The 24,260-nt window shown below is 75.1% G+C and carries 24 protein-coding genes and 1 pseudogene; 13 read left to right on the top strand and 12 right to left on the bottom strand.

Going from position 1 to position 24,260, the window contains the following annotated elements:
- Positions 1-77 precede the first annotated feature (77 nt).
- From FHX32_RS06400 to FHX32_RS06375, 6 genes are all read left to right on the top strand, one after another.
- Positions 78-2,759, top strand: a complete 2,682-nt coding sequence (locus tag FHX32_RS06400) for a hypothetical protein (protein WP_167179871.1) — start codon at positions 78-80, stop codon at positions 2,757-2,759.
- A gap of 23 nt (positions 2,760-2,782) precedes the next feature.
- A complete protein-coding gene (locus FHX32_RS06395) occupies positions 2,783-3,757 on the top strand; it encodes an alpha/beta fold hydrolase (RefSeq protein ID WP_167179870.1) in 975 nt (324 codons plus the stop codon).
- Between the two features lie 5 nt (positions 3,758-3,762).
- Positions 3,763-4,674 (top strand): DUF3152 domain-containing protein, encoded by a 912-nt coding sequence (locus tag FHX32_RS06390; protein ID WP_167179869.1) that lies wholly within the window; start codon positions 3,763-3,765, stop codon positions 4,672-4,674.
- Between the two features lie 122 nt (positions 4,675-4,796).
- Positions 4,797-5,609 carry a DUF3152 domain-containing protein gene (locus FHX32_RS06385; RefSeq protein ID WP_167179868.1) on the top strand — a complete coding sequence of 271 codons (813 nt, stop codon included), beginning with the start codon at positions 4,797-4,799 and terminating at the stop codon, positions 5,607-5,609.
- Between the two features lie 89 nt (positions 5,610-5,698).
- Positions 5,699-6,919 (top strand): adenylyltransferase/sulfurtransferase MoeZ, encoded by a 1,221-nt coding sequence (gene moeZ / locus FHX32_RS06380; protein ID WP_208417971.1) that lies wholly within the window; start codon positions 5,699-5,701, stop codon positions 6,917-6,919.
- An 84-nt stretch (positions 6,920-7,003) separates the two neighbouring features.
- Positions 7,004-7,855: a prenyltransferase/squalene oxidase repeat-containing protein gene (locus tag FHX32_RS06375; protein ID WP_486480934.1), complete on the top strand. Its 852-nt coding sequence runs from the start codon at positions 7,004-7,006 to the stop codon at positions 7,853-7,855.
- Here the strand turns inward: FHX32_RS06375 and FHX32_RS06370 are convergent.
- The 8 genes from FHX32_RS06370 to proB form a co-directional block, all read right to left on the bottom strand.
- On the bottom strand, positions 7,839-8,354 hold the full coding sequence (locus FHX32_RS06370) for an SUKH-4 family immunity protein (RefSeq protein WP_167179865.1): 516 nt from the start codon (positions 8,352-8,354) through the stop codon (positions 7,839-7,841). The genes FHX32_RS06375 and FHX32_RS06370 overlap by 17 nt on opposite strands.
- 27 nt (positions 8,355-8,381) lie before the next feature.
- Positions 8,382-8,999: a hypothetical protein gene (locus FHX32_RS06365; RefSeq protein WP_167179864.1), complete on the bottom strand. Its 618-nt coding sequence runs from the start codon at positions 8,997-8,999 to the stop codon at positions 8,382-8,384.
- Complete coding sequence (locus FHX32_RS06360; protein ID WP_167179863.1) at positions 8,996-9,625, bottom strand: hypothetical protein; 630 nt, start codon at positions 9,623-9,625, stop codon at positions 8,996-8,998. Before FHX32_RS06360 ends, FHX32_RS06365 begins: the two co-directional genes overlap by 4 nt.
- On the bottom strand, positions 9,618-10,112 hold the full coding sequence (locus FHX32_RS06355) for a WXG100-like domain-containing protein (RefSeq protein WP_109903650.1): 495 nt from the start codon (positions 10,110-10,112) through the stop codon (positions 9,618-9,620). Before FHX32_RS06355 ends, FHX32_RS06360 begins: the two co-directional genes overlap by 8 nt.
- A 46-nt stretch (positions 10,113-10,158) precedes the next feature.
- Positions 10,159-10,485, bottom strand: a complete 327-nt coding sequence (locus FHX32_RS06350; RefSeq protein WP_167179862.1) for a hypothetical protein — start codon at positions 10,483-10,485, stop codon at positions 10,159-10,161.
- A 2-nt stretch (positions 10,486-10,487) separates the two neighbouring features.
- Positions 10,488-10,889 (bottom strand): YbaB/EbfC family nucleoid-associated protein, encoded by a 402-nt coding sequence (locus FHX32_RS06345; protein ID WP_167179861.1) that lies wholly within the window; start codon positions 10,887-10,889, stop codon positions 10,488-10,490.
- Positions 10,890-11,061: 172 nt separating this feature from the next.
- A complete protein-coding gene (locus FHX32_RS06340; protein WP_167179860.1) occupies positions 11,062-12,306 on the bottom strand; it encodes a glutamate-5-semialdehyde dehydrogenase in 1,245 nt (414 codons plus the stop codon).
- Positions 12,307-12,316: 10 nt separating this feature from the next.
- Positions 12,317-13,426: a glutamate 5-kinase gene (gene proB, locus FHX32_RS06335; RefSeq protein WP_486480933.1), complete on the bottom strand. Its 1,110-nt coding sequence runs from the start codon at positions 13,424-13,426 to the stop codon at positions 12,317-12,319.
- Between the two features lie 61 nt (positions 13,427-13,487).
- Between proB and FHX32_RS06330 the strand changes: the two genes are divergently transcribed.
- The 3 genes from FHX32_RS06330 to FHX32_RS06320 are packed head-to-tail and all read left to right on the top strand — an operon-like array spanning position 13,488 to position 16,774.
- Positions 13,488-13,802 (top strand): MGMT family protein, encoded by a 315-nt coding sequence (locus tag FHX32_RS06330; RefSeq protein ID WP_167179858.1) that lies wholly within the window; start codon positions 13,488-13,490, stop codon positions 13,800-13,802.
- Positions 13,803-13,834: 32 nt separating this feature from the next.
- Entirely contained in the window at positions 13,835-15,241 is a 1,407-nt protein-coding gene (locus FHX32_RS06325; RefSeq protein ID WP_167179857.1) for an MFS transporter, read from the top strand.
- 27 nt (positions 15,242-15,268) lie between these two features.
- Entirely contained in the window at positions 15,269-16,774 is a 1,506-nt protein-coding gene (locus FHX32_RS06320; RefSeq protein WP_167179856.1) for an aminotransferase class V-fold PLP-dependent enzyme, read from the top strand.
- A gap of 45 nt (positions 16,775-16,819) precedes the next feature.
- On the opposite strand, the gene FHX32_RS06315 is transcribed toward FHX32_RS06320, so the two are convergent.
- From FHX32_RS06315 to FHX32_RS34910, 3 genes are all read right to left on the bottom strand, one after another.
- Entirely contained in the window at positions 16,820-18,025 is a 1,206-nt protein-coding gene (locus FHX32_RS06315; RefSeq protein ID WP_167179855.1) for a hypothetical protein, read from the bottom strand.
- Positions 18,018-18,515 (bottom strand): SigE family RNA polymerase sigma factor, encoded by a 498-nt coding sequence (locus tag FHX32_RS06310; RefSeq protein ID WP_167182311.1) that lies wholly within the window; start codon positions 18,513-18,515, stop codon positions 18,018-18,020. The genes FHX32_RS06315 and FHX32_RS06310 overlap by 8 nt, the downstream gene beginning before the upstream one ends.
- Before the next feature lie 349 nt (positions 18,516-18,864).
- Positions 18,865-18,996: a hypothetical protein gene (locus FHX32_RS34910; RefSeq protein WP_486480932.1), complete on the bottom strand. Its 132-nt coding sequence runs from the start codon at positions 18,994-18,996 to the stop codon at positions 18,865-18,867.
- 170 nt (positions 18,997-19,166) lie between these two features.
- Here FHX32_RS34910 and FHX32_RS06305 point away from each other — a divergent pair, with 170 nt between their 5' ends.
- On the top strand, positions 19,167-19,745 hold the full coding sequence (locus FHX32_RS06305; protein WP_167179854.1) for a NuoB/complex I 20 kDa subunit family protein: 579 nt from the start codon (positions 19,167-19,169) through the stop codon (positions 19,743-19,745).
- 119 nt (positions 19,746-19,864) lie between these two features.
- A complete protein-coding gene (locus tag FHX32_RS06300; RefSeq protein ID WP_167179853.1) occupies positions 19,865-21,181 on the top strand; it encodes a DUF2252 domain-containing protein in 1,317 nt (438 codons plus the stop codon).
- Positions 21,182-21,213: 32 nt separating this feature from the next.
- Here the strand turns inward: FHX32_RS06300 and FHX32_RS06295 are convergent, their stop codons facing one another.
- The gene (locus tag FHX32_RS06295) at positions 21,214-22,260 is read right to left on the bottom strand and encodes a glucose 1-dehydrogenase (protein ID WP_167179852.1); all 1,047 of its coding nucleotides are present in this window, start codon (positions 22,258-22,260) and stop codon (positions 21,214-21,216) included.
- 147 nt (positions 22,261-22,407) lie between these two features.
- Between FHX32_RS06295 and FHX32_RS06290 the strand changes: the two are divergent.
- Together FHX32_RS06290 and FHX32_RS06285 are read left to right on the top strand one after the other, a co-directional pair.
- Positions 22,408-23,007, top strand: a pseudogene (locus tag FHX32_RS06290) (NADH-quinone oxidoreductase subunit C); the annotation flags it as partial.
- Between the two features lie 287 nt (positions 23,008-23,294).
- Positions 23,295-24,257 carry a complex I subunit 1 family protein gene (locus FHX32_RS06285; protein WP_167179850.1) on the top strand — a complete coding sequence of 321 codons (963 nt, stop codon included), beginning with the start codon at positions 23,295-23,297 and terminating at the stop codon, positions 24,255-24,257.
- Positions 24,258-24,260: the final 3 nt, after the last annotated feature.

Here is a 24,260-nt window from a genome sequence, read left to right as displayed (position 1 = left end):
GGAATTGGCCCGCCGCTGTAACTTATCGCCACTGTCACCACACGGTAGCCTCAGCGGGGGCGACCAAGGAGCGCGCGGTGAGTGAATCAGGGCAACCCGGTGCCGCCACCCCGGGAGAGCACGGCGACGGGACGGGTCAGCAGGACGACCTGGCCCGTACCGGCAACGGGTGGGCACCCGCGCCGGCCGGCTGGGCCCGGAGCGGGGAGACCGCTGGTTCCCGGGAGCCGACGCCGTCCTGGCGCCAGCCCGAACCGACCCTCGGCTGGGGCGCCTCGTCGCCCCGGCACGGTGACCTGCCGCCACCGCTGCCCGGCGTGCCCGCCGACGCCCCGGCGACCCGGGCCAACGGCCGGCACACCAACGGCGTCGGCCAGCACCCGGCCGACCGGTCGGCCCCGGTCAGCGCGCCGCCCGGCCGCGCGGCGCCGGTGAGCGCCCCGCCCGGTCCGCTCGGCGATCCGCGCCGGGACTCCGACGGCGACCGCCTCGTGGTGCCGGCGCAGCGCCCCGCTCCGGCGGCCGAGCAGCCCGCCCCGCAGCACGGGCTCGCCGAGCCGGAGCCCGGCCCGGCCCGGCACGCGTCCGACGACCCGCCGAACCGCTGGGCGGAGCCGGGCCCGCCCACCTCCGCGCCGCCCGCGGTGCAGGTGCCGCCGGTCGGGACGACCGCCTCGGGGTTCGAGGTGCCGCCCGGTTTCCACGCGCCGACGGTCGACCGGTCGGTGGCCGGGGAACCGCCGACCGCCGTCGACCAGCGCGGCTGGGGCGACCAGTTCCCGCCGGAGCGGTCCACCGCGGAGCCCCGCCCCGGCCCGCCGGGCGGCGACAGCACCGCCGGCCTCGACCGCGCGCTGAGCGCCGGTGAGCAGGCCGCTCCGGCCGCCGGGCCGCCCGCGGACCGGACGCCGCCCACTGAGCCCGACTGGTCCGGTCCGAACTGGAACCGACCGAGCTGGGGCAGTGGCTGGGCGCCGTCCTGGGTCCGGGACGAGGCCGAGCAGGGCGGCCGGCGCGCCCGCGACGAGTCCACCCCGGGCTGGGCCAGCGAGCCGAACGGGCCGTACGAGCCGGTGCGCGCCGAGCCGTCCCGCCCCTACGAGACGCCCCGGCCCGAGCCGTCCCGCCCCTACCAGCCGACCCGCGCCGAGTCCGAGCCCCGGCCGGCCTACGAGCCGTCGGCCGAGTCGCGCCCGGCGTACCAGCCACCAGCCGAGCCCCGGCCGGCGTACGAGCCACCGACGGCCCCGGTCGAGCGGCCCGCGCCGACCCAGCGCCCGTCCTGGGCGGGCGGCCCGTCGGCCACCGTGCCGGCGAGCGGGCCCCCGTCCCCGTACCCGCCCGAGGCGTCCGGCGCCGCGTCGTCCCCGGCCGAGGACGAGCCCCGGAACACCCGGCCGTTCCGCTTCCGGTCGGCCGAACCGGCCGCCGCGACGCCGGAACCGCCCGGCGACCCGTCGACCCCGCTTGGTCCCGCCTCCGCGCCCGCCACGAGCGGGGACGCCCGCCGCGACCGCACTCCGCCCGCGCCCGCACCGACGAGCGCCCCTCCCTACGCGGCCCGCCGATCCGCCTCCGAACCGGTGCCGGCGGCCCGGACGGCCGAAGACCGGCTGCCGGACCACACGTCGGCGGTGCTGCCGCAGCGCGTCCCGGCCGAGCCGGACGTGCCCGTAGTGCCGGAGCCGCCAGCCGTGGAGCCGTCCGCCGAAACCCCGGAACTCGCCCGCATCGCCACCCACCTGCGCCGCGACGACGAGCCCGCACCGATGCGGGAGCGGCCGGAGGGCTTCGACGTCAACGCGATCCTGGACGCCGTCCGCGAGGTGGCCGGCGTGCGGGACGCGGCGCTGCGCCGTACCCCGGCCGGGGCGCACAGCCTGCGGCTGGACCTGGCCGACGGCGCCGACCCGGCCGAGGTGAGCCGGCAGGTCGCCCGCCTGCTCCAGGAGCGGATGGGGCTGGCCGCCGCGCCGCAGAACGTGCCCGGCCTGCCCGCCGCGCCACCGCCCCCGGTGCGCCGCCGGTCCGTCGAGCCCCGGGCCGGCGAACCGTCCGCCGAGCCGCGCGCGGCCCGGACCGCCGCGCCGGGCGTGGAGCCCCGGGTGTCCGGCGGCCGGCCGGAGACAGGTTCGACCCGGGCCGAACCGGAGCCGGAGGTCACCCCGCGCCGGCGGCGGCAGTCCGCCGCGCCGCACCGGGGCCGGGCCACCGTGGAGGAGCCGGGCTCGGTCTCCGCCGCCCCGGCGGGAACGGCCACCGGCAGCCCGGCCACCGTCGGCTCCTACTCCGGCGGGCAGGTGACCACCACCGAGAGCGCGCCCTCCCGGCCACTGGCCACCGGCGGCACGTCCGGTCCCCGGGTGGTGATCGACCACGTGCAGGTGAGCACGTTCGGGCTGGACGCGACCGTGGAGGTGCGCCTGGTCGCCGGCGGGCAGAACGCCACCGGCTACTCCACCGGCCCGGCCGTGGACGGCTTCGTGCTGCGGCTCTGCGCGGTGGCCGCCGCGGCGGCGGTGGACGAACTGCTCCGCGGCGCGGTCTCCGCGCCCGAGCGGGGGCGGTGCTTCGTCGAGCACGCGGCGGTGGTTCCGTTCGGCAACTGCGAGGTGGCCACGGTGGTGGTGCTGCTGGTCTGCGACGGCTGGGTCGAGCAGCTCGCCGGGTCGGCGCTGGTCGCCGGCGACCCCCGGCAGGCGGTGGTCCGGGCCACCCTGGCCGCGGTCAACCGTCGACTCGAGGCGCTGCTGGCCTGAGCGTTCCGGGGCAGACTGGAGCGATGAAGCGCGCCACCCTCTGGCCGGATCATCTCCTTCCGGAGCATTCGGTCCCGCCGCCCTGGCCGGGCCGGGAGGTACGCCTCGACGGGGCGGTCACCTACGTCCGGGAGACCCCGGCGACCGCGCCCGACGCCGAGCCGGCGCTCTACGTGCACGGCCTCGGCGGCTCGTCGCAGAACTGGACCGACCTGGCCGGGCTGCTCGCCGACCGGCTCGACGGGCAGGCGATCGACCTGCCCGGGTTCGGCCGCAGCGAGCCGGGCCGGCGGTACACCGTGCCGGCCTTCGCCGAGCGGGTGATCCGCTGGATCGAGCACTCGGGCCGGGGGCCGGTGCACCTGTTCGGCAACTCGCTCGGCGGGGCGGTCTCGGTGCACGTGGCGGGCACCCGGCCGGACCTCGTCCGCACCCTGACCCTGGTCTCGCCGGCCCTGCCGTTCCTCGACTTCCGCCGCTCGCTGCAGGGTCGGATGCTGCCCCTGCTGGCGGTCCCCCGGGGCGAACGGCTGGCCGCCTGGCGGCTGGCCCAGCTGGCGCCCGAGGTGATGGCCCAGCAGGTGATGGAGGCGTGCGTGGCCGACCTGAGCCGGATCTGCGAGCAGCGTCGCCGGGAGGCGCTGGAGGAGATCCGGGTCCGCTACCAGGCCGAGCACTACGCGGCCGCGTACGTGCGCACCTTCCGCGGGTTGGTCTACAGCTTCCTGCGGGCGTACCTGCCGGGCTCGGGGTCGCTGTGGCGGCTCGCCCGCTCGGTCCGCGCGCCGACCCTGGTGGTCGGCGGCCGGCAGGACCGGATGGTCGACGTACGGGTGGCGCCGCAGACGGCCCGGGTGATCCCGGACAGCCGGCTGCTGCTGCTGGACGGGGTCGGGCACGTGGCGCAGCTCGAGGTGCCGCGCCTGGTGGCCCGCGCCGTGGTGGGACTGCTCGCCGAAACGGAGGAGACCGCCCGGCGGCCCGACATGGCAGGCTGACCAGGATGTGCCCCTCCCGCCGGCCCGGCGCCGGTCACCAGCACCGCGCCGCGCGGGCCGACGGCCGCCGTACCCGCTCCCGCCGCTCCCCGGGGCGGGCGTCCCGCCGGCTCCGGCGGGTGCTGGAGGCGCTGGTCTTCGGCGTCGCGGTGGTGGCGGTGGTGGCGTTGGTGACCGACCGGCGGGGCTCCGACGCGGACGCCGAGGTGGGCGCCGTGCCGGAGGTGGTGGCCGCGCCCACGCCGGCGGCGTCGCTGACGCCCAGCGTGCCGGTGCCGCCGAGCCCCACCGCCAGCCCGCCGCCGCCGGTGCTCCGGCTGCCCGGGCCGGTGCCCTCGGCCGGGCGGGGCACCTTCGGCTACGACGACCGGGTCGGCCCGGTGCTCGGCGAGGCGGGGGTGCTGCGGCGCTACCGGGTGGCCGTGGAGGTCGGCTCCGACGAGGACGCGGGGGAGTTCGGGGCGGCCGTCGAGACGGCGCTGGCCGGGCCGGGGAGCTGGGTGGACAGCGGCCGGTTGCGGTTGCAGCAGGTCCGCCCACGCTCGCCGTACGACTTCACGGTTTACCTGGTCACCGCGGCGACGGCACGCCGGATGTGCGCGGCGGGCGGGGTGGACATCCGGATCGGCGGACGGCCCTACACGTCCTGCCGCGCGCCGGGCAAAGTGATCATCAACCTGGACCGCTGGCGGTTGTCGGTGCCGCACTTCGTGGCCGCCGGCGTGCCGCTGTCGGTCTACCGCACCTACGTGGTGAACCACGAGGTGGGCCACCAGCTCGGGCACCGGCACGAGCGCTGCCCGGGTCGGGGGCGACCGGCGCCGGTGATGATGCAGCAGACGCTCTTCCTGAACGGCTGCGTGGCGAACCCCTGGCCGTACCGCGACGGCCGCCGCTACGCGGGCCCGCGCCGGTAGCCATTGCGGGCGGCAGGGCGCCAACCGGGAGAGGAATCCAAGGGGCATGAACACGCCGATACCCTTTGCCGCATTCGTGTTTAACGTACGGAAAAACCCGGTTAGCGTGCGACGCTGACCGCATGACGTCGTCGTCCCCTTGCGACCCGCCTGATCCCGGCTCCGCCCGGCCGCGCCCGAGGCCCGGTCTGGTGCGGATGCGCCGACGCCGCCGCCGTACCGTCCTGCTCGGCCTGGTGCTGCTCGTCGCGGCGGGCGGCGGGGTGGCACTGGCCCGCGGGGGCGGCGACCCCGCACGCCGGCCGCCGTCCGCCGGTCCGGGCCCGATGGCGTACGGGGCGAACCAGCGCGCCGAGCCGACCGGCTACCCGCGGGCCGGCGCGGGTAGCTTCACCACCGCCGAGGGCGAGTCGCCGGTCGTCGGGGCGGACGGGCCGCTGCACCGCTACCGGGTGGCGGTGGAGCGGGGCACCGGGCAGGACGTTCCCGCCTTCGCCGCCACCGTCGACGAGGTGCTGGCCGACCCGCGCGGCTGGACCGCGGGTGGCGAACGGCGGGTGCAGCGGGTCGCCGACGCGGAGGTCGCCGACTTCACCATCTACCTGGCCACCCCGCGGACCTCGGAACTCATGTGCGCCGAGGGCGGGTTGAGCACCGAGGGGTACACCTCCTGCCGGCTGCCCGGCAAGGTGATCATCAACCTGGCCCGCTGGCTGGAGGCGGTGCCGGACTACCGGGCGCCGCTGGCGGTGTACCGCGCCTACGTGGTCAACCACGAGGTCGGGCACGAGTTCGGCGAGGGCCATGAGGCGTGCCCGGGGCCCGGACGCCCGGCGCCGGTGATGCAACAGCAGACGTACGGCCTCCAGGGCTGCGTCGCGTACGCCTGGCCCTGGCTGGAGGGGCGGCGCTACGCCGGCGAGATCGTTCCCTGACGATTCCCGGCCCGGCCGCCTTATTCCCGCTCCCGAATGTCGGGCGACGTGTCCCTCCTCATGGCCGACCGGCCCGGCGGCGAGCGACAATGGCGCGGTTCGCCACCGCCGATCCCGGGGAGTCCACCGTGTCGTTGCCCCCGCTCGTCGAGCCCGCCGCCGAGCTGACCGTTGACGAGATCCGCCGCTACTCGCGCCACCTGATCATCCCGGACGTCGGGGTGGAGGGGCAGAAGCGGCTGAAGAACGCCCGGGTGCTCTGTGTCGGCGCCGGTGGCCTCGGCTCGCCCGCCCTGATGTACCTCGCCGCGGCCGGCGTCGGCACGCTCGGCATCATCGACTTCGACACCGTCGACGAGTCCAACCTCCAGCGGCAGATCATCCACGGCGTCTCGGACGTCGGCCGGTCGAAGGCCGAGTCCGCCGCGGCGAGCATCCGCGAGATCAACCCGCTGGTCAACGTCGAGATCCACAACACCGCGCTGGACCGGGACAACGTCCGCGAGATCTTCGCCCGGTACGACCTGATCGTCGACGGCACCGACAACTTCGCCACCCGCTACATGGTCAACGACGCCGCGGTGCTGCTCGGCAAGCCGTACGTCTGGGGGTCGATCTACCGCTTCGACGGCCAGGCGTCGGTCTTCTGGGCCGAGCACGGCCCCTGCTACCGCTGCCTCTACCCGGAGCCCCCGCCGCCCGGCATGGTGCCGTCCTGCGCCGAGGGCGGCGTGCTCGGCGTGCTCTGCGCGTCGATCGGCTCGATCCAGGTCAACGAGGCGATCAAGCTGCTCGCCGGGATCGGCGAGCCGCTGGTCGGGCGGCTGATGGTCTACGACGCCCTGGAGATGTCGTACCGCAAGATCAAGGTGCGCAAGGACCCGAACTGCGTGCTCTGCGGCGAGAACCCCACGGTCACCGACCTGCTGGAGGACTACGAGGACTTCTGCGGCGCGGTGTCGGTGGAGGCACAGGAGGCGACGGTCGACGCGACCATCACCGCGCTGGAGCTCAAGGAGTGGCAGGAGGCCGGCAAGGACATCTTCCTGGTCGACGTCCGGGAACCGGCCGAGTACGAGATCGTTCGGATCCCCGGCGCCACGCTGATCCCCAAGGGCGAGATCATCTCCGGCGAGGCGCTGGCCAAGCTGCCGCAGGACCGCCAGATCGTGCTGCACTGCAAGTCCGGCGTCCGCTCCGCCGAGGCGCTCGCCGCGCTGAAGGCGGCCGGCTTCCGCGACGCGGTGCACGTCCAGGGCGGGGTGCTCTCCTGGATCAAGCAGATCGATCCCTCGCTGCCCGCGTACTGACCGGACGGCCGGGGTCCGCGGCGGCGACGCGCCGCCGCGACCTCGGCCGATTCCCCGAGGCGGAATCGCCTTTGCGCAGGTAGCGTGTCCGCCGTGGTGGATCTCGACGCCGCTGTCGGCTTCGTCGTGGCGCACGGGGACGCGGTGGACCGTGCCCGGCTCTCCCGGCTGCGCACCGGCGCGGCGGTGCCGGCCGACCTGCTCGACGCGGCCGAGGCCGGGCAGGCGCCCGACGGTGGCTGGTCCGCCACCCTCGACAGCGCGGTCGGCTCCGTCGACGCCACCTGTTACCGGTTGTCCGAGCTGGACGACCTCGGCGCGCTCGGCCGCCCGGCGGCGCGCCGCGCGCTGGACTGGCTCGCCGCCCGGCAGCTGCCCGACGGGGGCTGGGACGAGGACCCGTCGCTGGCCGGCGTCGCGCCGGAGTGGGCCCGGCCGGGCGACCCGGAGGCCCGCTTCTACCTGACCGCGAACGCCGGGTTCTGGCTGACCGTGGCCGGTCTGGACGCCCGGGCGGCCGGCCCGCTCGACCACCGGGTCGGCGGCGCGTACGCCGGCGTGGTGCAGGCGGCGGCGCACGCCGTGGCCGGCCAGCTCGGCCCGGACGGCAGCTGGCCGTCCTTCCTGCCGGCCGGTTGGCTGAGCGCGGCCGTGCTGCACCGGCAGGGGATGTACGACGAGTCCGCGCGGATCCAGGCGGTGCTGGCCGAGCGGATCCCGCAGCTCTCCCCGGCGGACGCGGCCTGGCTGGCCGCGACGCTGCGTCGGGTCGAGGTGGGCGAGGAACAGTGGCTGCTGGTGTCGGCCCGCCGCCGGCTGGCCGAGACCCAGCGCAGCGACGGTGGCTGGGACAGCGACGACGGTCACCAGTTCGACGTGCACACCACGCTGCGGGCGATCCGGGCCTGCCGGCCGGCGGTCACTTCAGCTGGCTGATCACCAGCGGCCACCAGGCGTCCGGGCCGAACGCGGCCGGGTCGATGCTCTCCAGGGTGGTACGCAGCACCTCGGCCCGCTCGGCCCGGCCGGCCTTGCCCTCGTCCGCCTCGACGAAGAGCGCGAACTGGTAGAGGAACTCGACGAAGGTGCGGAAGTTGCTGTTGACCGCCTGCACGTCCTGAACGGCCAGGTCGAACTGGAGGATCTCACCGGTCTTCGGGTCGAGCACGTAGAGCAGGTCGGTGTTGTCGGCGACCGCGCCGACCACGATCAGGCGGATGTCCAGCGAGCCGTCCTCGGTGGTGAGCTGGATCGTGTCGAACAGCTCGATGTCGCCCTCCAGGTAGGCGGTGTAGACCACCTCCACGTCGAGCGGGATCTCGTCGCCGGCGGGGAGCATGTCCGGGCTGAAGCCGCCCTCCAGCCACGCCTCGCGCGGGTACGGGACCAGCCCGTCCTCGCCCCACAGTGCGGTGAACCGGGGATCAGCTGCCATGACGGTCCTTCGGGGGTCGACGGTCGGTCAGGAGGACAGGCCGGCGGCGATCAGCAGCCGCCGCCAGTTGTCGGCGTACTCGCCGGCGTGCCGGCCCTTGCGCAGCCGCTGCTCGGGGGCGGCGGGACCGAAGACGACGGAGATCAGCTCCGGGTAGCGGGGGCCGAGCACGTGCTCGTCGAAGAAGGTGGCGACGTCGGGGGCGATGACGGTGAACTCGACGTCGGAGTCGGGGTGCTCGTACTGGTAGACGTAGGCACTGGACTCCATGTAGTACACGTCCAGGTCTTCCCGGTCGAGGTAGATCGGGTCACCGCCGCGGATCTCGGCGCGTAGGCCGGGCGGGACGCTGTCCATCTCGTAGCCGACGATCAGCGGGCTGCCCATCGGGTCGTCCGGGTCGATCTCGTACTCCGCCCAGGCCTGGGGGGTGAGGATCTGCTTCGGCGCGTGGAACCGGAAGTTGTCGCCCTCCAACCGCTGGAACAGGCTGTAGACCTCGGCCACGCCGGGCAGGTCGGCGATCGGCTCCAGCGGTGCCGGCCCCTCGATGCGTACGCCGAAGCCGTGCTCGGCCTCCACCCGGGTGAGCAGCTCCACCTTTTCGGCGATCCGGGCGAGAACGGCCGGGTCCGGTCGGGTCATGGCAGGACCTTCACGATGACCGGGGTGCCCTCGGGGACGTCGCGCAACGCCACGGAGATGTCGCTGCCGATCTGGCGGTTGGTCCAGGCGTCCATCAGCCTGAGATTAGCGTATTCGTCCTTTCCGTCGAGTTGCAGCTCGTGGACGTGGTCCGGGTCGAGTCCCTGGCCCCGGGCGGTGATCGGCCCCCGGCCCTCGTAGAGGCGGTCGACGAGGTCCTTGTTGGCCAGGTACTGGTTGGTCTCCGGGGTGCCGTGCTGCTGGGTCAGCCGCTTGTTCCTGGTCAGCCGGCGGGTCACCCGGTCCCGGAAGACGTTGGTGCGGGTCCTGGTGCCCGGCTTGGTCCCTCGGCCGCCCCGGTGGTAGACGTTGTTGGCCGTCCGGTCCGATTTCGCCTTGCTCAGCCGGCCCTCCTGGCCGAGCCGGACCAGGTCCTTGGCCTTGCGGTCGAAGTCCCGCTTGTCGAAGTCCGGCCGGTTGCGCAGCACCAGCACCGCCGGGCCCTTCGGCTTCGTGCCGGCCGACTTGGCGGTCCGGAACACGTCGGCGTTCTCCAGGTACGCCGAGACGATCTTGGCGCCCTTGGCCTGCGTCTGCCGGGGCGGCGCGGTCCGCTTCCTAGCCATTGAGCACCGTGTCCACCGCCATGCCGATCAGCTGGTCGATGATCATGCCGGTGATCATCTTGAAGATCGGGATCTCCAGCAGGGACGCGCCGAAGGTGACCGCCGCCGTGGCGATGGCCTGCGCGATCTGGATGGCCAGCAGCGCCAACTGGACGATCACCTGGATCTTCAGGGCCAGCACCACGCCCGCCGCGACCATCAGCCCGATGCCGATGACGTTCGCCGGGTTGGCCACGTCGGCGATGTTGCGGGCCGCCGACTCGGCGTCGTTCCACTCGCTGGCGAAGGCGGTGAAGCTCTCACCCCGGTTGTTGTCGAGCACCGTCCGCGCCGCCGACTCCAGCTGGGCGACCGAGCCGGAGATCTGCCCGGCCATCCCGGTCCACTCACCGGCCAGCTGGAACAGTGCCGTCTCGTCGGACTGCGGCCACTCGTAGCCGAGCATGGACAGCAGGGAGGCCAGTTCGCCCGGCAGGGTCAGACCCACCGTGACTCCTTTCGTCCGTCGCTCGTCCGCCCGGCGTGCCGGGCGTTCATCCGCCCAGCGTGCCGAGCATCGAGCGGAAGGACGCGGTGACGTCCTCCTCGACGGCCCGGTAGCCGTCGGCCATCTGGTGCAGCCCGTCGGCGTAGCTGCCCAGCTCCTCGATGTTGGTGCTGAGGCACTCGGTCAACGCGTCCACACAGGCCTGGTGGGCGATGCCGAGCAGCGAGCCGATGTCGTCGCCGCCGAAGGCGGCGGCGTACCCGGCGACCGCGGCCTGGAAGCTCTCGAAGGTCTGCCGGACCGACTCCCGGGCCTGCTCCAGTTCCGCCGCGCCCCGGCGCAGCGCGTCGATGTCGACGTCCAGGTTCTCCATCGTCAGCTCCGCTGCTGCAGCTTCCGCATGGTCTCGCTGATCGCCTGGCTCATCTCGCGCATCTGCCGCAGGCTCTGGTCCTGCAGGCGCTCGACGGTGGCGGTGATCGCGGCGAGGTCGGGCATCGGCTCGGTGACGGCCGTGCCGTCGTCCTGCCCGTCGAGCGCGGCGTTCACCGCCAGGCGCAGCTCGTCGGCGAGGTAGTCCGAGCCCTCGCGGAGCACCCGCGGGTCGATCTCGATGGCACTGACCCGCCCGTCGGTGCCCAGGGTGACCCGGATCCGGCCGTCCGCCGCCTCGGCCACCGACTCGGTGCGCTCCGGCGGCGTGACGCCGCGGCCCACCTCGCGCAGCGCGGCCCGGGCCTGTGCCAGTTGCTCTTCCAGGGCGCTCTCGCCCAGCATGTCGCCTCCCCAGACAAGCCGTGCCGAACCGGCCCCAGACTATCGGCCGACCGCAATCCCCGGCGACGCCCCACCGCGGTCCACCCGGGACGCCCCGCCCGCCGGCACGCCTCTGGGTGCCCCGCCCGCCGGCGGACCCGGGACGCCCCGGGTGGCGGTGCGCGCCGGGACCTCAGCCGCGCAGGTGGCCGTTCCCGGTCACCACGTACTTGGTGGAGGTCAGCTCGGGCAGGCCCATCGGGCCCCGGGCGTGCAGCTTCTGGGTGGAGATGCCGATCTCGGCGCCGAAGCCGAACTCGCCGCCGTCGGTGAACCGGGTGGAGGCGTTCACCATCACCGCCGCCGCGTCCACCCGGGCCACGAACTCCCGGGCCGCCGTGGTCGAGTCGGTGACGATCGCCTCGGTGTGGCCGGTGCCGTACCGCCGGATGTGCGCGACCGCGGCGTCCAGCGAGTCGACCACGGCCACCGAGATGTCCGCCGAGAGGTACTCGGTGGCGAAGTCCTCGTCGGTGGCCGGCAGCACCGCGGCCGAGTGCGCGGCCACCCGCTCGTCGCCGTGCACCGCCACCCCGGCCTCGGCGAACGCGGTCAGCATCGGCGGCAGGAAGGCGTCGGCGACGGCCGCGTGCACCAGCAGCGACTCGGCGGTGTTGCAGGTGGACAGTCGCTGGGTCTTCGCGTTCAGGGCGATCGCCACGGCCTTGGCCAGGTCGGCGGCGGCGTCCACGTAGACGTGGCAGTTGCCGACCCCGGTCTCGATCACCGGCACGGTGGACTCCTCGACCACGGTGCGGATCAGCGACGCGCCGCCGCGCGGGATCAGCACGTCGACCAGGCCGCGGGCGCGCATCAGTTCCTTGACCGAGTCGCGCGAGCCGGCGTCGAGCAGTTGCACCGCGTCGGCCGGCAGCCCGGCCCCGGCGACCGCGTCACGCAGCACCGCTACCAGCGCCGCGTTGGAGTGCGCCGCCGACGAGGAGCCGCGCAGCAGCGCCGCGTTGCCGGACTTCAGGCAGATGCCGGCCGCGTCCACGGTCACGTTCGGCCGGGCCTCGTAGATGATCCCGACCACCCCGAACGGCACCCGGATCTGGCGCAGCTCCAGGCCGTTGGGCAGGGTCGAGCCGCGGACCACCTCGCCGACCGGGTCGGGCAGGGCGGCCATCTGCCGCAGCGCGTCGGCGATGCCGGCCACCCGACCCGGGTCCAGGGCCAACCGGTCCAGCACGGCCGCGGTCAGCCCGGCCGAGCGCCCGGCGGCCAGGTCTGCCTCGTTCGCGGCCAGGATCTCGGGCGTACGCGCCACCAGCGCGTCGGCCATCGCGTGCAGTGCCGCGTCCTTGACCGTACGGGTGGCGACGGCGAGTTCCTCCGCCGCCGTCCGGGCCCGTCGGGCCTGCTCGGTCACGCTCATCCGATACTCCTCACAGCAGCACCAGGTCGTCGCGGTGGACGACCTCCCGTTCGTACGCCGGGCCGAGCGCCGCGGCGAGCTCCCCGGTCGACCGGCCGAGCAGGCCGGGCAGTTCGACCGCGTCGTAGTTGACCAGCCCTCGGGCCACCGGCGCGCCCTCGGCGTCCACCAGGTCCACCGGGTCGCCGGCGGTGAACGCCCCGTCGACAGCGGTGATCCCGGCGGGCAGCAGCGACTTCCGCCGGTCGACCACCGCCGCCACCGCGCCCGGGTCCAGATGCAGCCGGCCGCGCGGCGAGGTGGCGTGGGCGAGCCAGAAGAGCCGGGCGGCCGGCCGCCGCCGGCTGGGGTGGAACAGCGTGCCGACCGGCTCGCCGGCGAGCGCCTCGGCGGCCAGGTCGGCGGCGGTGAGCACCACCGGGATGCCGAAGCCGGTGGCGATCCGGGCCGCCTCGACCTTGGTCACCATGCCGCCGGTGCCGACCCCGGCCCGGCCCGCCCCGCCGATGTCCACGCCGGCCAGGTCCCGCTCGTCGCGCACCTCGTCGATCCGGGCGGCGCCGGGCCGGGTCGGGTCGCCGGTCCAGAGCGCGTCCACGTCCGACAGCAGCACCAGCAGGTCGGCCTGCACCAGCGCGGCGACCAGGGCGGCCAGCCGGTCGTTGTCGCCGAACCGGATCTCCTCGGTGGCCACCGTGTCGTTCTCGTTGACGATCGGCACCGCCCGCAGGTCGAGCAGCTTGCGCAGGGTCCGGTACGCGTTGCGGTAGTGCGCCCGCCGGGTGACGTCGTCGACGGTGAGCAGCACCTGCCCGACGGTGAGCCGGTGCCGGGCGAAGCTGGCCGCGTACCGCCCGATCAGCAGGCCCTGCCCGACGCTGGCGGCGGCCTGCTGGGTGGCCAGGTCGCGTGGGCGTCGGGCCAGCCCGAGCGGGGCCAGGCCGGCGGCGATCGCGCCGGAGGAGACCAGCACCACCTCGCGGCCGCCGGCGGCCCGGGCGCCGAGGGCGTCGACCAGCGCGTCGACCCGCCCGTCGTCCAGCCCGCCGGCGGCGGTGGTCAACGAGGAGGATCCGATCTTGACGACCACCCGCCGGGCGGCCGTGACTACGTCGCGCACCCGACCATTCTGCGTGGTCGGGCCGGCCGGGCCCGTTGGCGTTCCCATATCCTGGCCGGTCGTGAGCCCTGATGAATACGTCGAGGCGGTGCTCGACCTGGTCGAGCGGATCCCGCCGGGCCGGGTGATGTCGTACGGGGCGGTCGCCGACGCGCTGGCCGAGCGCTCCGGGCGGGTGTCGGCCCGGCTGGTCGGCTCGATCATGGCGCGGCACGGCGGCGGGGTGCCCTGGCACCGGGTGGTGAACTCGGCCGGCCGGCTGCCGCCCGGTCACGAGCGGGAGGCGCGGGCCCGGCTGCGGGCGGAGGGCACGCCGTTGCGCGGTGCCGGGGTGGACATGGCGGCGGCCAGTTGGTCGCCGGAAGAGGGGATGTGACCCGGGCCATAACGTGAGTAACATTCGGCCCCATGGACGCGCCGCCGGCTCGAACCGGTCCGGTCCCGGGCGGGCTACCGCGTCGGGTGCACGCCGGCTACGCGCTGGGCTCCCTGGCCACCGGGGCGTTCGGCACCGTGCCGGGGCTGTTGCTGCTGCCGTACCTCACCGACACCCTGGGCGTCGCCGCCGGGGTGGCCGCCCTGCTGGTGCTCGGGCCCAAGGCGTGGGACGTGCTGGTCAACCCGGTGGCCGGGCGGATCTCCGACCGCACCCGGTCGCGCTGGGGCGCCCGCCGCCCGTACCTGCTGGTCGCCGGGGTGGCCATGGCGCTGCTCTTCGCGGCCATCTTCGCCGGACCGGTGGACGCCGGCCCGGCCGCCGCCGCGTACGTGGCGGTCGCCTTCCTGGCCACCGCCACCGCGTTCGCCTTCTTCCAGGTGCCGTACGTGGCGATGCCGGCCGAGCTGACCGGCGACTACGCGGAACGTACCCGGCTGATGAGCTGGCGGATCGCGCTGCTGGCGGTCGCCATCCTGGTGTCCGGGGCGGTCGCCCCGCTGATCGTGTCGGCCACCGGCGGCGGCGTCGCCGGGCACCGCTGGATGGGCCTCTTCGTCGCGGCGCTGATCGTGCTCGGCGCGGTGGGCGCGTTCCTCGGCACCCGGGGCGCGCCGACCGGCACGGTGGCCGAGAGCGAGCCGACGCTGCGCGCGCAGCTCGCCGTGGCCGCCCGCAACCGGCCGTTCCGGGCGCTGCTGCTCTGTTTCGTGGTGCAGTCCGCCGGGGTGGCCACCATCCTGGCCGGGGTCAACTACTTCGCCGGGCAGATCCTGCGCGATCCCGACGGCGGGCCGACCCTCCTCTTCGTCTGCTTCGTCGGGCCGGCGCTGCTGGTGATGCCGCTCTGGACCCGGGTCGGCGCCCGGGTGGGCAAGCTGGCGGCCCTGGTCGCCGCGTCGCTGATCCTCGCGGTGGGCGCGCTCGCGCTGGTGGCCGCCCCGGCGCTGCCGGCGGTGGCGGTCTACCTGGTGGTCGCGCTGATCGGCTGCGGGTACGCCGGGCAGCAGGTCTTCGCGCTGGCCATGCTCCCGGACTGCATCGCCTGGGACGAGGCGCGCACCGGTCGCCGGCAGGCCGGCGTGTTCACCGGGCTCTGGACGGCCGGGGAGACCTTTGGGCTGGCCCTCGGTCCGGGCATCTACGGGCTGGTCCTCCAGGTCTCCGGCTACGTGTCGTCCGACACCGGGACGGCGGCCGCCCAGTCCGACACCGCCCGCCTCGGCGTGCTGCTCGGCTTCACCGTCCTGCCCGCCCTGCTGGTGGCCGTGGCCCTGCTCACCCTCCGCCCCTACGACCTGACCCCCGCCCGGCTGGCCGAGGCCCGACCCGGTCGCCCCGGCGATCAGGCGGTCGTGGTGGGGAACGAAAGCCGCTGAGCCGCACGGAAAGGCAGCACAACTTTGATGATCGACGAGGAGCGGGACGAGCGCGCGCCGCTGGGGCCGGGAGTGCCGGCGGAGACGGTGCTGGCCGAGGTACGCGGGCTGCGCGAACTGGACCGGCCGACGCACGGCGGGCGGCTGTTCGCGTACGTCTACGACCCGGCGGTGCCCGGGCTCGACGAGCTGGCGGTCGCCGCGTACGCGGAGAGCGCGCACGTCAACGGGCTCGACCCGACCGCCTTCCCGTCCCTGCTGGCGATGGAGAACGCGCTGGTCGGCGCGGCGGCCCGGCTGCTCGGCGGCGGCCCCGGCAGCACCGCACCGGACGTCGTCGGCAGCGTCACCAGCGGCGGCACCGAGTCGCTGATCCTGGCCGTCAAGGCGGCCCGGGACGCCCACCCGGAGATCGCCGCGCCGCGGATCGTGGTGCCGGCCAGCGCGCACGCCGCGTTCGCCAAGGCGGCGCACTACCTGCGGGTGGCGCTCGATCCGGTGCCGGTGTCGGCGGAGACGCTCCGCCCGGCGGTCGCCGACATCGCCGCCGCGATCCGGCCGGAGACGGTGCTCGTGGTCTGCTCCGCCCCCTCGTACGCGCACGGCGTGGTCGACCCGGTGGCGGAGATCGCGGCGGTCGCCGCGGCGGCCGGGGTGCGCTGCCACGTGGACGCCTGCTTCGGCGGCTGGACGCTGCCCTGGCTGCGCCGGCTCGGCGCGCCGGTGCCGCCGTTCGACTTCGCCGTGCCCGGGGTCACCTCGATCTCCGTGGACCTGCACAAGTACGCCTACGCCCCGAAGGGGGCGTCGGTGCTGCTGCACCGGGACCCGTCGCTGCGCGCCCCGCAGTACTTCGCGTTCGCCGACTGGCCCGGCTACACGATGATCAACCCGGTGATCGCCTCCACCCGCTCCGGCGGCCCGATCGCCGCCGCGTACGCCACCCTGCGGCACCTCGGTGACGACGGCTACCTGCGGCTGGCCGGGTTGACCCGGGACGCGGTGGCCGGCCTGGCGGAGGCGGTGCGCGGCGCGGCCGGGCTGCGGCTGATGGCCGAGCCGGAGTCCACCGTCGTCTGCTTCACCAGCACCGACCCCGAGCTGGACCTGTTCGTGCTGGTCGACGAACTGGGCGCGCGCGGCTGGCACACCCAGCCGCAGCTGTCGTACGCCGACCTGCCGGCCAGCGTGCACCTCACCGTCACCGCGTCGGTCGCGCCCCGGGTGGCCGAGTTCGGCCCGGACCTGGTCGCCGCGGTGGCCGCCGCCCGGGCCGCCGGGCCGGTGCGGCTCCCCGACGAACTGCGCGCCCTGGCCACCGCATTGACCCCGGACGCGCTCACCCCGGACCTGGTCGCCGGTCTGGCCGCCGGCCTCGGCCTGGGCGGCGGGTCCGAACCGGTCCCGGCCGGCAGCGGCCCGCTACCGGAGCGGATGGCCCTGGTCAACGCGCTGCTCGACGCCGCGCCGCCAGCGCTGCGGGAGCGGCTGCTGGTCGAGTTCGTCGGCCTGTTGCAACGTCCGAGCTGGTGAGGGCCCGGGTGCGGCGGGGATACCGCCGCACCCGGGCCCCCGGGCTCACCGGTAGTCGATCCGGACCAGGTTGTCGATGTCGTAGACCTCCTCCACGAAGTCGAACCGGCTGTCCATCGGCCGGGCGTCGACGTCGGCCGTTCCCTGCCCGACGGTGGCTCCCGCGGCCGCCCGGAAGCCCAGCGTGAGCTGGACCTCCGCACCCGCCTTGAGACCGTTCAGGTCGCAGCTCACCGGCTGCCGGGTGGTCTCCGGGTCGTTGCGGCAGACCGCCCACCCGTCGCCGTCGGGGCGCAGCGCCGGCGGCAGGCCGAGCCGGAGCGCCACGTAGGCGGCCGGACCGCTGCCCGCGTTGCGGATCCGCACGGTCAACGTGCCGGTGCGGGAACCGTCCGGCGCGGCGGCGAGCGCCAGGTCGGTGGCGGTGACGACCAGGTTCACCGCGTGCGGGTTCGGCCCGAACGTGGTGGGACCGGCGACCTGGGCGAACGACTCACCGTTCCACCGGTAGCCGCGCCACTGCCGCTGCGACCACTCGCCGGGCCAGCCGCCGCCCGGCGCGATGTCCGCCACCTGCACCCGGACCAGGCCGTCGGGCCGGACCTCCAGGTCGGTGAGCCACTGCGGCATCTCGCGCGCGGTGGCCACCACCCGGCCCAGGGTCACCACCTTGCCGGCCGGGTCCCGGTCGAACGCGACGACCTGCGCCGGCCCGCCGGTGCCGAGCAGGCAGTGCACCAGCGCGACCGTCTCGGTGGCGCCGTCGCCGTCGACGTCCCCGTGCGCGAGTCCCTCCAACACGTTGGTCTCGTCCCGCACCGCGTCGCCGGCCAGCCGGACGTCGGTGACCGGGCAGCTCGGGCCGGGCCGCCAGGCCGGCAGCGAGACCGGTGTGGCGAGCAGTTGCTCCCGGCTGATCCGGCCGTCCGGCGCCCGGGTCGGGCCGGCGCTGGTCGGTGCCGGCGACGCCGACGGGCTGGCCGAGCCGGTCGGCGAGGAGGAGGGGGACGGGCTGACGGTCGGGTCCACCGGCCCGGGCCGCGGACCCGGGTCGGTCAGCGCCGCGTACCCGAGGATCGGGCCGGTGCCCAGGGCGAGGACCGCCGCGACGGCCGTGCCGAGCGTCCGGCGCCGGCGCTGCCGCACGGCCCGGCGGACCGCCGCCGGCCCCGGGGGCTCGACCTCGGCCAGCACCTCGATCCGGTACCGGGCGAAGCGCTCGGCGAGGGTGACTGCGTCGTGCTCAGACATCCGGTGCCTCCTCGGTGTCCCGCAGGGACGCGGCGAGCGCGGCCCGCCCCCGGTGCAGCCAGGACTTGACGGTTCCCTCCGCGACCCGTTCCTGCGCGGCGATCTCGGCGACGCTCAGGTCGGCGAGGTAGTGCAGCACCACGGCCCGGCGCTGCCGGGGCGGCAGCAACGCCAACGCGACGTCCAGCGCGACCCGGTCCGGAGACGGCCCGGGCACGTGCACCTCGCGCTGCCGGTGCAGGAACGCCTGCGCGGTACGCAGCCGCCGCCAGCGGCTGTGCGCGAGGTTCCAGGCGACCCGCCGGATCCAGGCCACCGGGTCGGCGTAGCCGGCCAGCCGGTCCCAGCGGGCGAAGGCCCGGCAGAACGCCTCCTGCACCAGGTCCTGGGCCTGGCCCAGATCGCCGGTGTACGCCCGCAGCTGCACCACCAGGCCGCGGAAGTGCGCGTGGTAGAAGTCGTCGAAGAGCAGCGGCGGTCCGTCGGGCATCAGCCGGGACGAGGGGTCGGGTGGTGCCCCACCGGCTCGCGCGTCTTCTGTCACAGTCACTCGTCCTCCCCCGTGGCAGTCCGGAGCGGTGAGCCCCGACACCGGTCACACCGGTCAATGGGTGCGAAGGTTGCAGCGGGTCCGGTGGCCGTACTGTCGGCTCGCCGTCTGTCCGGTCCGGACGACCCGCGGTGCCGTGGTTCATGGTCCCGGCAACCGACGCGTCCCGGCCGGCGGTGGTGCGTGGCGGATCAGGCGTTGTCGGCGACCGCGACCGAGACGGCGTTGTCGGCCGACGTCCGACGCCGTTCGCCCGGCGCCAGGTCCGGCCCGGTCACGTTGCAGGCCATCACCCGGCGGTTCGCCACCCGGCCGGCGGCTTCGTGGCCGCCGGTGCGGCGACGGCCGGTGTCGCGGCCAGCATCGCCAGCGCCGAGCCGAGCAGGACCGTGCCGAGCTGCTTTCCGATACGAACGTTCATCGTCTTTCCTCCCGTGAGATCCCCCGTGACGCCGGCGGACGCCGTGCCCCAGTGGTGCTGGCGGCCCCGGTCGGGCGCGCCGTCACCTCCCCAGACGCGACCTCCCGCGCCCGAGTTGCCGGCCCGGCGCTGTGGTTGACTGTCGGGTGGAGGACAGGAAGGGGACGGTCGTGCAGCTGCCGGGGGTGCTCGGCGAGCCGATCCGGTTCGTGCTGAACTGGGGCCGCCGCTACTCGCTCTGGGTCTTCAACTTCGGCCTGGCCTGCTGCGCCATCGAGTTCATCGCCAGCAGCATGGGCCGGCACGACTTCATGCGGCTCGGCGTCATCCCGTTCGCCCACGGCCCGCGGCAGGCCGACCTGATGGTGGTCTCCGGCACGGTGACCGACAAGATGGCCCCGGCGATCAAGCGGCTCTACGACCAGATGCCCGAGCCGAAGTACGTCATCTCGTTCGGCGCCTGCTCCAACTGCGGCGGCCCGTACTGGGACTCCTACTCGGTGACCAAGGGCGTCGACCAGCTCATCCCGGTGGACGTCTACGTGCCCGGCTGTCCGCCCCGGCCGGAGGCGCTGCTGCACGGCATCCTGCGCCTGCAGGAGAAGATCGCCGCCGAGCAGTCCGGCCTCGGCGGGGTGCCCCGGCCGGACGTGCTCGCCCCGCCGGTGGACGCCCCGCCCCGGGAGGGGGCGGCGCCGCGCCCGGTCGAGTCGCTCACCGCGCCGCCGGTCCGCCGACCGGCGTCCTGAGCTGCCGCCGGAGTCCCGGGCCGCTCCGCCCACCGGCGTCCTGAGCTGCCGGACCAGCCCGCCGTCGCGGTCCGCTCGGCCGAGCGTGGTACTGGCGGCCGGGGGCTAGCCTGCGCACCATGAGCGACTCCGCGGAACGGCGTTCCGCCCACATCGTCGACGTGCTCACCGAGGAGTTCGGCGCCTCGATGGCGCTCGACCCGGTCGCGTTCCGGCGCAAGTTCCGCAAGATGGCGGCCTCCCCGTTCGCCTTCTACCGGGGCAGCGCCTCGCTCTTCTACGCCGACCAGCTCGGCGACTTCGCCGACGACCGGTTCCTCGACGGGCGCACCAGCCGGGTGTGGATCCACGGCGACCTGCACGCGGAGAACTTCGGCACCTACATGAACGCCTCCGGCCAACTGGTGTTCAACGTCAACGACTTCGACGAGGCGTACGTCGGGCCGTTCACCTGGGACCTGCGGCGGCTCGCGGCCAGCGTGGCCCTGCTCGGCTACGGCAAGGCGCTCTCCGACCGGTCCATCGGCGACCTGGTCGCCGGCTTTGCCCGGTCGTACCTGACCGAGCTGCGGGCCATCGCGGCCGGCGGGGACGACGCGATCGGCTCGATCACCCTGGACACCGCCGACGGAGTGCTGCGCCGGGTGCTCCAGCAGGCCCGGCTGAACACCCGGGTCGACCTGCTCGCCACCCAGACCACCATCGACAACTACGAGCGCCGGTTCTCCCTCGGCGACGGGGTCTTCACGGTGGACCGGCAGACCCGGGACCGGGTCACCGCCGCCTTCGAGCAGTACCTGGGCACCCTGCCGCCGTCCTCGGCGCGGCTGCGCCCGGTCGCGACCCGGATCAAGGACGTGGTGCTGCGCAAGGGCGTGGGCATCGGCTCGGCCGGGCTGCCGTCGTACAACCTGCTGCTGGAGGGGCACACCCAGGCGCTGGAGAACGACGTCGTCATCTACATGAAGCAGGCGCAGGTGCCGGCGGTCGCCCGGCACATCCGGGACGAGTCGGTCGCCGGCTACTTCCAGCACCAGGGACACCGCACCGCCGAGTCGCAGCGCGCGCTCCAGGCGCACGCGGACCCCTGGCTGGGCTTCACCGAGCTGGACGGGGTCGGGCAACTGGTCGCCGAGGTCTCCCCGTACGCGGCCGACCTGGACTGGTCCGACGTCAACGAGCCGGAGGAGCTGGCCGGCGTGCTGACCGACCTGGGTCGGGCGGTGGCCCGGATGCACTCGGTGGCCGACGACGAGTCCAGCCACGACCTGGTCGACTACTCCACGGAGGAGGCGATCGTCGCGGCGGTGGGCACCGACGAGGACGGCTTCGTCACCCACCTGGTGGACTTCGCGCACACGTACGGCGTCCGGACCCGGCAGGACCACCAACTCTTCGTGGACCTGTTCCGCAACGGCCGGCTGCCCGGCATCTGACCGGCGCCGCCGGACCCGGCCGGGTGCTCCGGTCAGGCGGCGAAGTCCAGCACCACCTTGATGTCGTCCGGCCCCGGCGTGTACGCCTCGGCGTAGCTCTCCACCGGCACCCGCCGGGTGATGAGCGACTCCAGCCAGGACTGGTCGGCCCGGGCCAGCGCCTCGGCGGCCATGTCCCAGTGCCGGCGGTTCGCGTTCACCGAGCCGAACACCACGTTGTTCTCCAGCACCAGGGTGCGGTTCAGCGCCCCGGCGTCGAGGTCGATGGTCCGGCCGCCGCTGGAGACGCCGGCCAGGCAGACCACGCCGTTCGGGGCGGCCTGGCACATCACGTCGATCACCACGCTCGGCGCGCCGGTGCACTCGATCACCACGTCCGGCTCGAAGCCGAGCTGGCCGACCTTCGTCGAGTGGTACGTCGCGCCGAGCGCGCCGACCAGCGCCGGCTTCGGCCCCTCGGTGGCCAGGTCGAGCACGTGTACGCCGAGCCCGCGCTGGGTGGCCAGCAGCGCCGCGAGCAGGCCGATCGGCCCGGCGCCGGTGACCAGCACGGTCTGCGGCTGCCACTCGGCGCGGTGCCCGATCCGTTCGATGTGGTCCCAGGCCTTGGCCACCACGCTGGTCGGTTCGAGCAGCGTGCCGACCCGGGCCAGCGCCGGGTCCAGCCCGACGGCGAACCGGGGCGGGACCCGCCAGCGGTCCCGGGCGAAGCCTGGCAGGGCCTTGATGCCGTGCTCGGTGAACTGCCCGTTGCGGCACATGTCCCACTCGCCGACGGCGCAGTTCGGGCACGGAACCGGGTCCGGATGGCGGACGATGCCGGCCACCAGGTCGCCCGGCTGGAGGGTGCCGGTCGGGTCCTCCAGCACCCGGCCGAGCGACTCGTGCCCGAGCACCAGGCGGTCGAAGCCGGGCGGCGCCTCACCGTAATGGCCGGCGATGATCTCGAGGTCGGTGCCGCAGATGCCGACCGCCAGCGCCTCCACCAGGACCGAGCCCTCGTCGGTCGCCGGTTCCGGGTAGTCCTCGACGAGCGACAGCGAGCCGGCGGTATCGGGGGTCACAGTCACAGCGCGCACGAGCCTCATCTTTCCCCGCCGGCCGGCCCGCCGCCGGGCAAAGCCGGCAGATCGCCCCGTCGAGGCGGGCGGCGTACCGCCCCGTGCCCGTCCGGCGGCCCGGCTCGGCCCGGCGCGCCCGGCGGAGCAGGCCATAGGATCAGCCGCATGACTCCGGAAGAGGTCGGCCAGCGGGTGGTGGCGCTGCTCGCGCCCGCCGAGGCCACCCCGTCGGTCTCCGGCGGTCAGGCACACGCCCGCGCCACCGTCGACGTACCGCCGGCGAGTTGGGCGGAGGCGCTCCGCGCCGCCCGCGACGACGCCGAGCTGGCCTGCGACTTCTTCGACTGGCTCTCCGCGGTCGACGAGCTGGCCGAGGGCTTCGCGGTGGTGGCCCACCTCTGGTCCACCACCCACCGGCACGGGTTGCTGCTGCGCACCCGGGTGCCCCGCGAGGCGCCGACGGTCACCTCGGTGGTCGACGTCTACCCCGGTGCCGGCTGGCACGAGCGGGAGACGCACGAGATGTTCGGCATCGACTTCGCCGGCCACCCCGGCCTGCGGCCGCTGCTGCTGCCCCCGGAGTTCGAGGGGCACCCGCTGCGCAAGGAGTTCGTGCTGGCCTCCCGGGTGGCCAAGCCGTGGCCCGGCGCCAAGGAGCCGGGCGAGTCCGAGGCGGGCGGCGGACGCCGGCCGATCCGCCCGCCGGGGGTGCCCGCGCCGGGCGAGTGGGGCACGACGCCGACACCGGCGGGCGCCGGCGGGGCGGGTGAGGGCCCGCGCGGCGGCGTCCCGGCCCGCCCGGCCCGGGAGCGGCCGGCCCGGCCGGCCCCCGGCACCCGGCCGGCCCGTACCGGCCGCCCCGCCGACGGCCCGGCGACCGGCGAGGCGGCCGAGGCCGGTCGGCCGGGCGACGCGGCCCAGGCCGGTCCGCCGCCGGGCGCGCCCGGCGGCCGTGGCGCGGGGGCGGCCCGCTCCGGCCCGCCGGCGGACCGGCCGTCGCGGGACGGGCCGGCGGCGACCGAGCGGGCCGACGGCGACGGAGGTACGGGCTGATGCCGCTCTGGCTGGAACTGGTGATCCGGGTGGGTGGCGTGCTGGTCGCCTTCCTCACCCTGCCGCTGCTCGTCGGGCAGGCCGAGCACAAGGTGATGGCGCACATGCAGGGCCGGCTCGGCCCGATGTACGCGGGCGCGTTCCACGGCTGGGCGCAGCTGATCGCCGACGGGGTGAAGTTCGTGCAGAAGGAGGACGTCACCCCGGCCGAGGCGGACCGGGCGGTCTTCCGGCTGGCCCCCGCCGTCGCCCTGGTGCCCTACCTGCTCGTCCTGCTGGTCATCCCGCTCGGCCCCGGCGACCTGGTCGGGCAGCCGCTGGACATCGGCCTGTTCTTCGTGCTGGCCGTGGTCGGGGTCGGCGTGGTGGCGGTGCTGATGTCGGCGTGGGCGTCGGCCAACAAGTACAGCCTGCTCGGCGGGCTGCGCGGCGCCGCCCAGCTGCTCGGCTACGAGCTGCCGCTGGTGCTCGCGGCGGCGTCGGTGGCGATGGCGGCGGGCACCCTCAGCCTGCCCGGCATCGTCGAGGCGTGGCAGCCGTGGTGGCTGCTCTGGCAGGCGCCCGCGATGATCATCTTCTTCGTGGCCGGGCTGGCCGAGATCCGGCGGCCGCCGTTCGACATGCCGATCGCCGACTCGGAGCTGGTGTTCGGCTACCTGACCGAGTACACCGGCCTGCGGTTCGCCTTCTTCCTGCTCGCCGAGTACGTCGGGATCGTGGTGATCGCCGCGCTGACCACCGTGCTCTTCCTCGGCGGCTGGCACGGCCCGTTCGCCGACGCGCAGCTCGGCTGGCTCTGGACGCTGCTGAAGGTCTTCGCGGTGTCCTTCCTGGTCATCTGGCTGCGGGTGGCGTTCCCACGGCTGCGCGAGGACCAGTTGCAGCGGCTGTGCTGGCTGGTCCTGGTCCCGGCCGCCCTGGCCCAGCTGGTCCTCACCGCCGCCGTCCGGGTCGCCCTCTGACCG

The sequence above is a fragment of the Micromonospora sp. CNZ280 genome, from assembly GCF_011759515.1.
The sequence above is the reverse complement of the archived record's forward strand: the minus strand, read 5'-3'. Positions and strand labels throughout refer to the sequence as shown.

Coding starts and splice junctions, on each gene's coding strand:
- FHX32_RS06395 (WP_167179870.1), top strand. CDS start 2,783: ATGAAGCGCGCCACCCTCTGGCCGGATCATCTCCTTCCGGAGCATTCG.
- FHX32_RS06320 (WP_167179856.1), top strand. CDS start 15,269: ATGATCGACGAGGAGCGGGACGAGCGCGCGCCGCTGGGGCCGGGAGTG.
- FHX32_RS06315 (WP_167179855.1), bottom strand. CDS start 18,025: ATGTCTGAGCACGACGCAGTCACCCTCGCCGAGCGCTTCGCCCGGTAC.
- moeZ (WP_208417971.1), top strand. CDS start 5,699: ATGGCGCGGTTCGCCACCGCCGATCCCGGGGAGTCCACCGTGTCGTTG.
- FHX32_RS06370 (WP_167179865.1), bottom strand. CDS start 8,354: ATGGCAGCTGATCCCCGGTTCACCGCACTGTGGGGCGAGGACGGGCTG.
- FHX32_RS06325 (WP_167179857.1), top strand. CDS start 13,835: ATGGACGCGCCGCCGGCTCGAACCGGTCCGGTCCCGGGCGGGCTACCG.
- FHX32_RS06350 (WP_167179862.1), bottom strand. CDS start 10,485: ATGGAGAACCTGGACGTCGACATCGACGCGCTGCGCCGGGGCGCGGCG.
- FHX32_RS06285 (WP_167179850.1), top strand. CDS start 23,295: ATGCCGCTCTGGCTGGAACTGGTGATCCGGGTGGGTGGCGTGCTGGTC.
- FHX32_RS06310 (WP_167182311.1), bottom strand. CDS start 18,515: ATGCCCGACGGACCGCCGCTGCTCTTCGACGACTTCTACCACGCGCAC.
- FHX32_RS06300 (WP_167179853.1), top strand. CDS start 19,865: ATGAGCGACTCCGCGGAACGGCGTTCCGCCCACATCGTCGACGTGCTC.
- FHX32_RS06340 (WP_167179860.1), bottom strand. CDS start 12,306: ATGAGCGTGACCGAGCAGGCCCGACGGGCCCGGACGGCGGCGGAGGAA.
- FHX32_RS34910 (WP_486480932.1), bottom strand. CDS start 18,996: ATGAACGTTCGTATCGGAAAGCAGCTCGGCACGGTCCTGCTCGGCTCG.
- FHX32_RS06345 (WP_167179861.1), bottom strand. CDS start 10,889: ATGCTGGGCGAGAGCGCCCTGGAAGAGCAACTGGCACAGGCCCGGGCC.
- FHX32_RS06390 (WP_167179869.1), top strand. CDS start 3,763: ATGTGCCCCTCCCGCCGGCCCGGCGCCGGTCACCAGCACCGCGCCGCG.
- FHX32_RS06360 (WP_167179863.1), bottom strand. CDS start 9,625: ATGGCTAGGAAGCGGACCGCGCCGCCCCGGCAGACGCAGGCCAAGGGC.
- FHX32_RS06365 (WP_167179864.1), bottom strand. CDS start 8,999: ATGACCCGACCGGACCCGGCCGTTCTCGCCCGGATCGCCGAAAAGGTG.
- FHX32_RS06385 (WP_167179868.1), top strand. CDS start 4,797: ATGACGTCGTCGTCCCCTTGCGACCCGCCTGATCCCGGCTCCGCCCGG.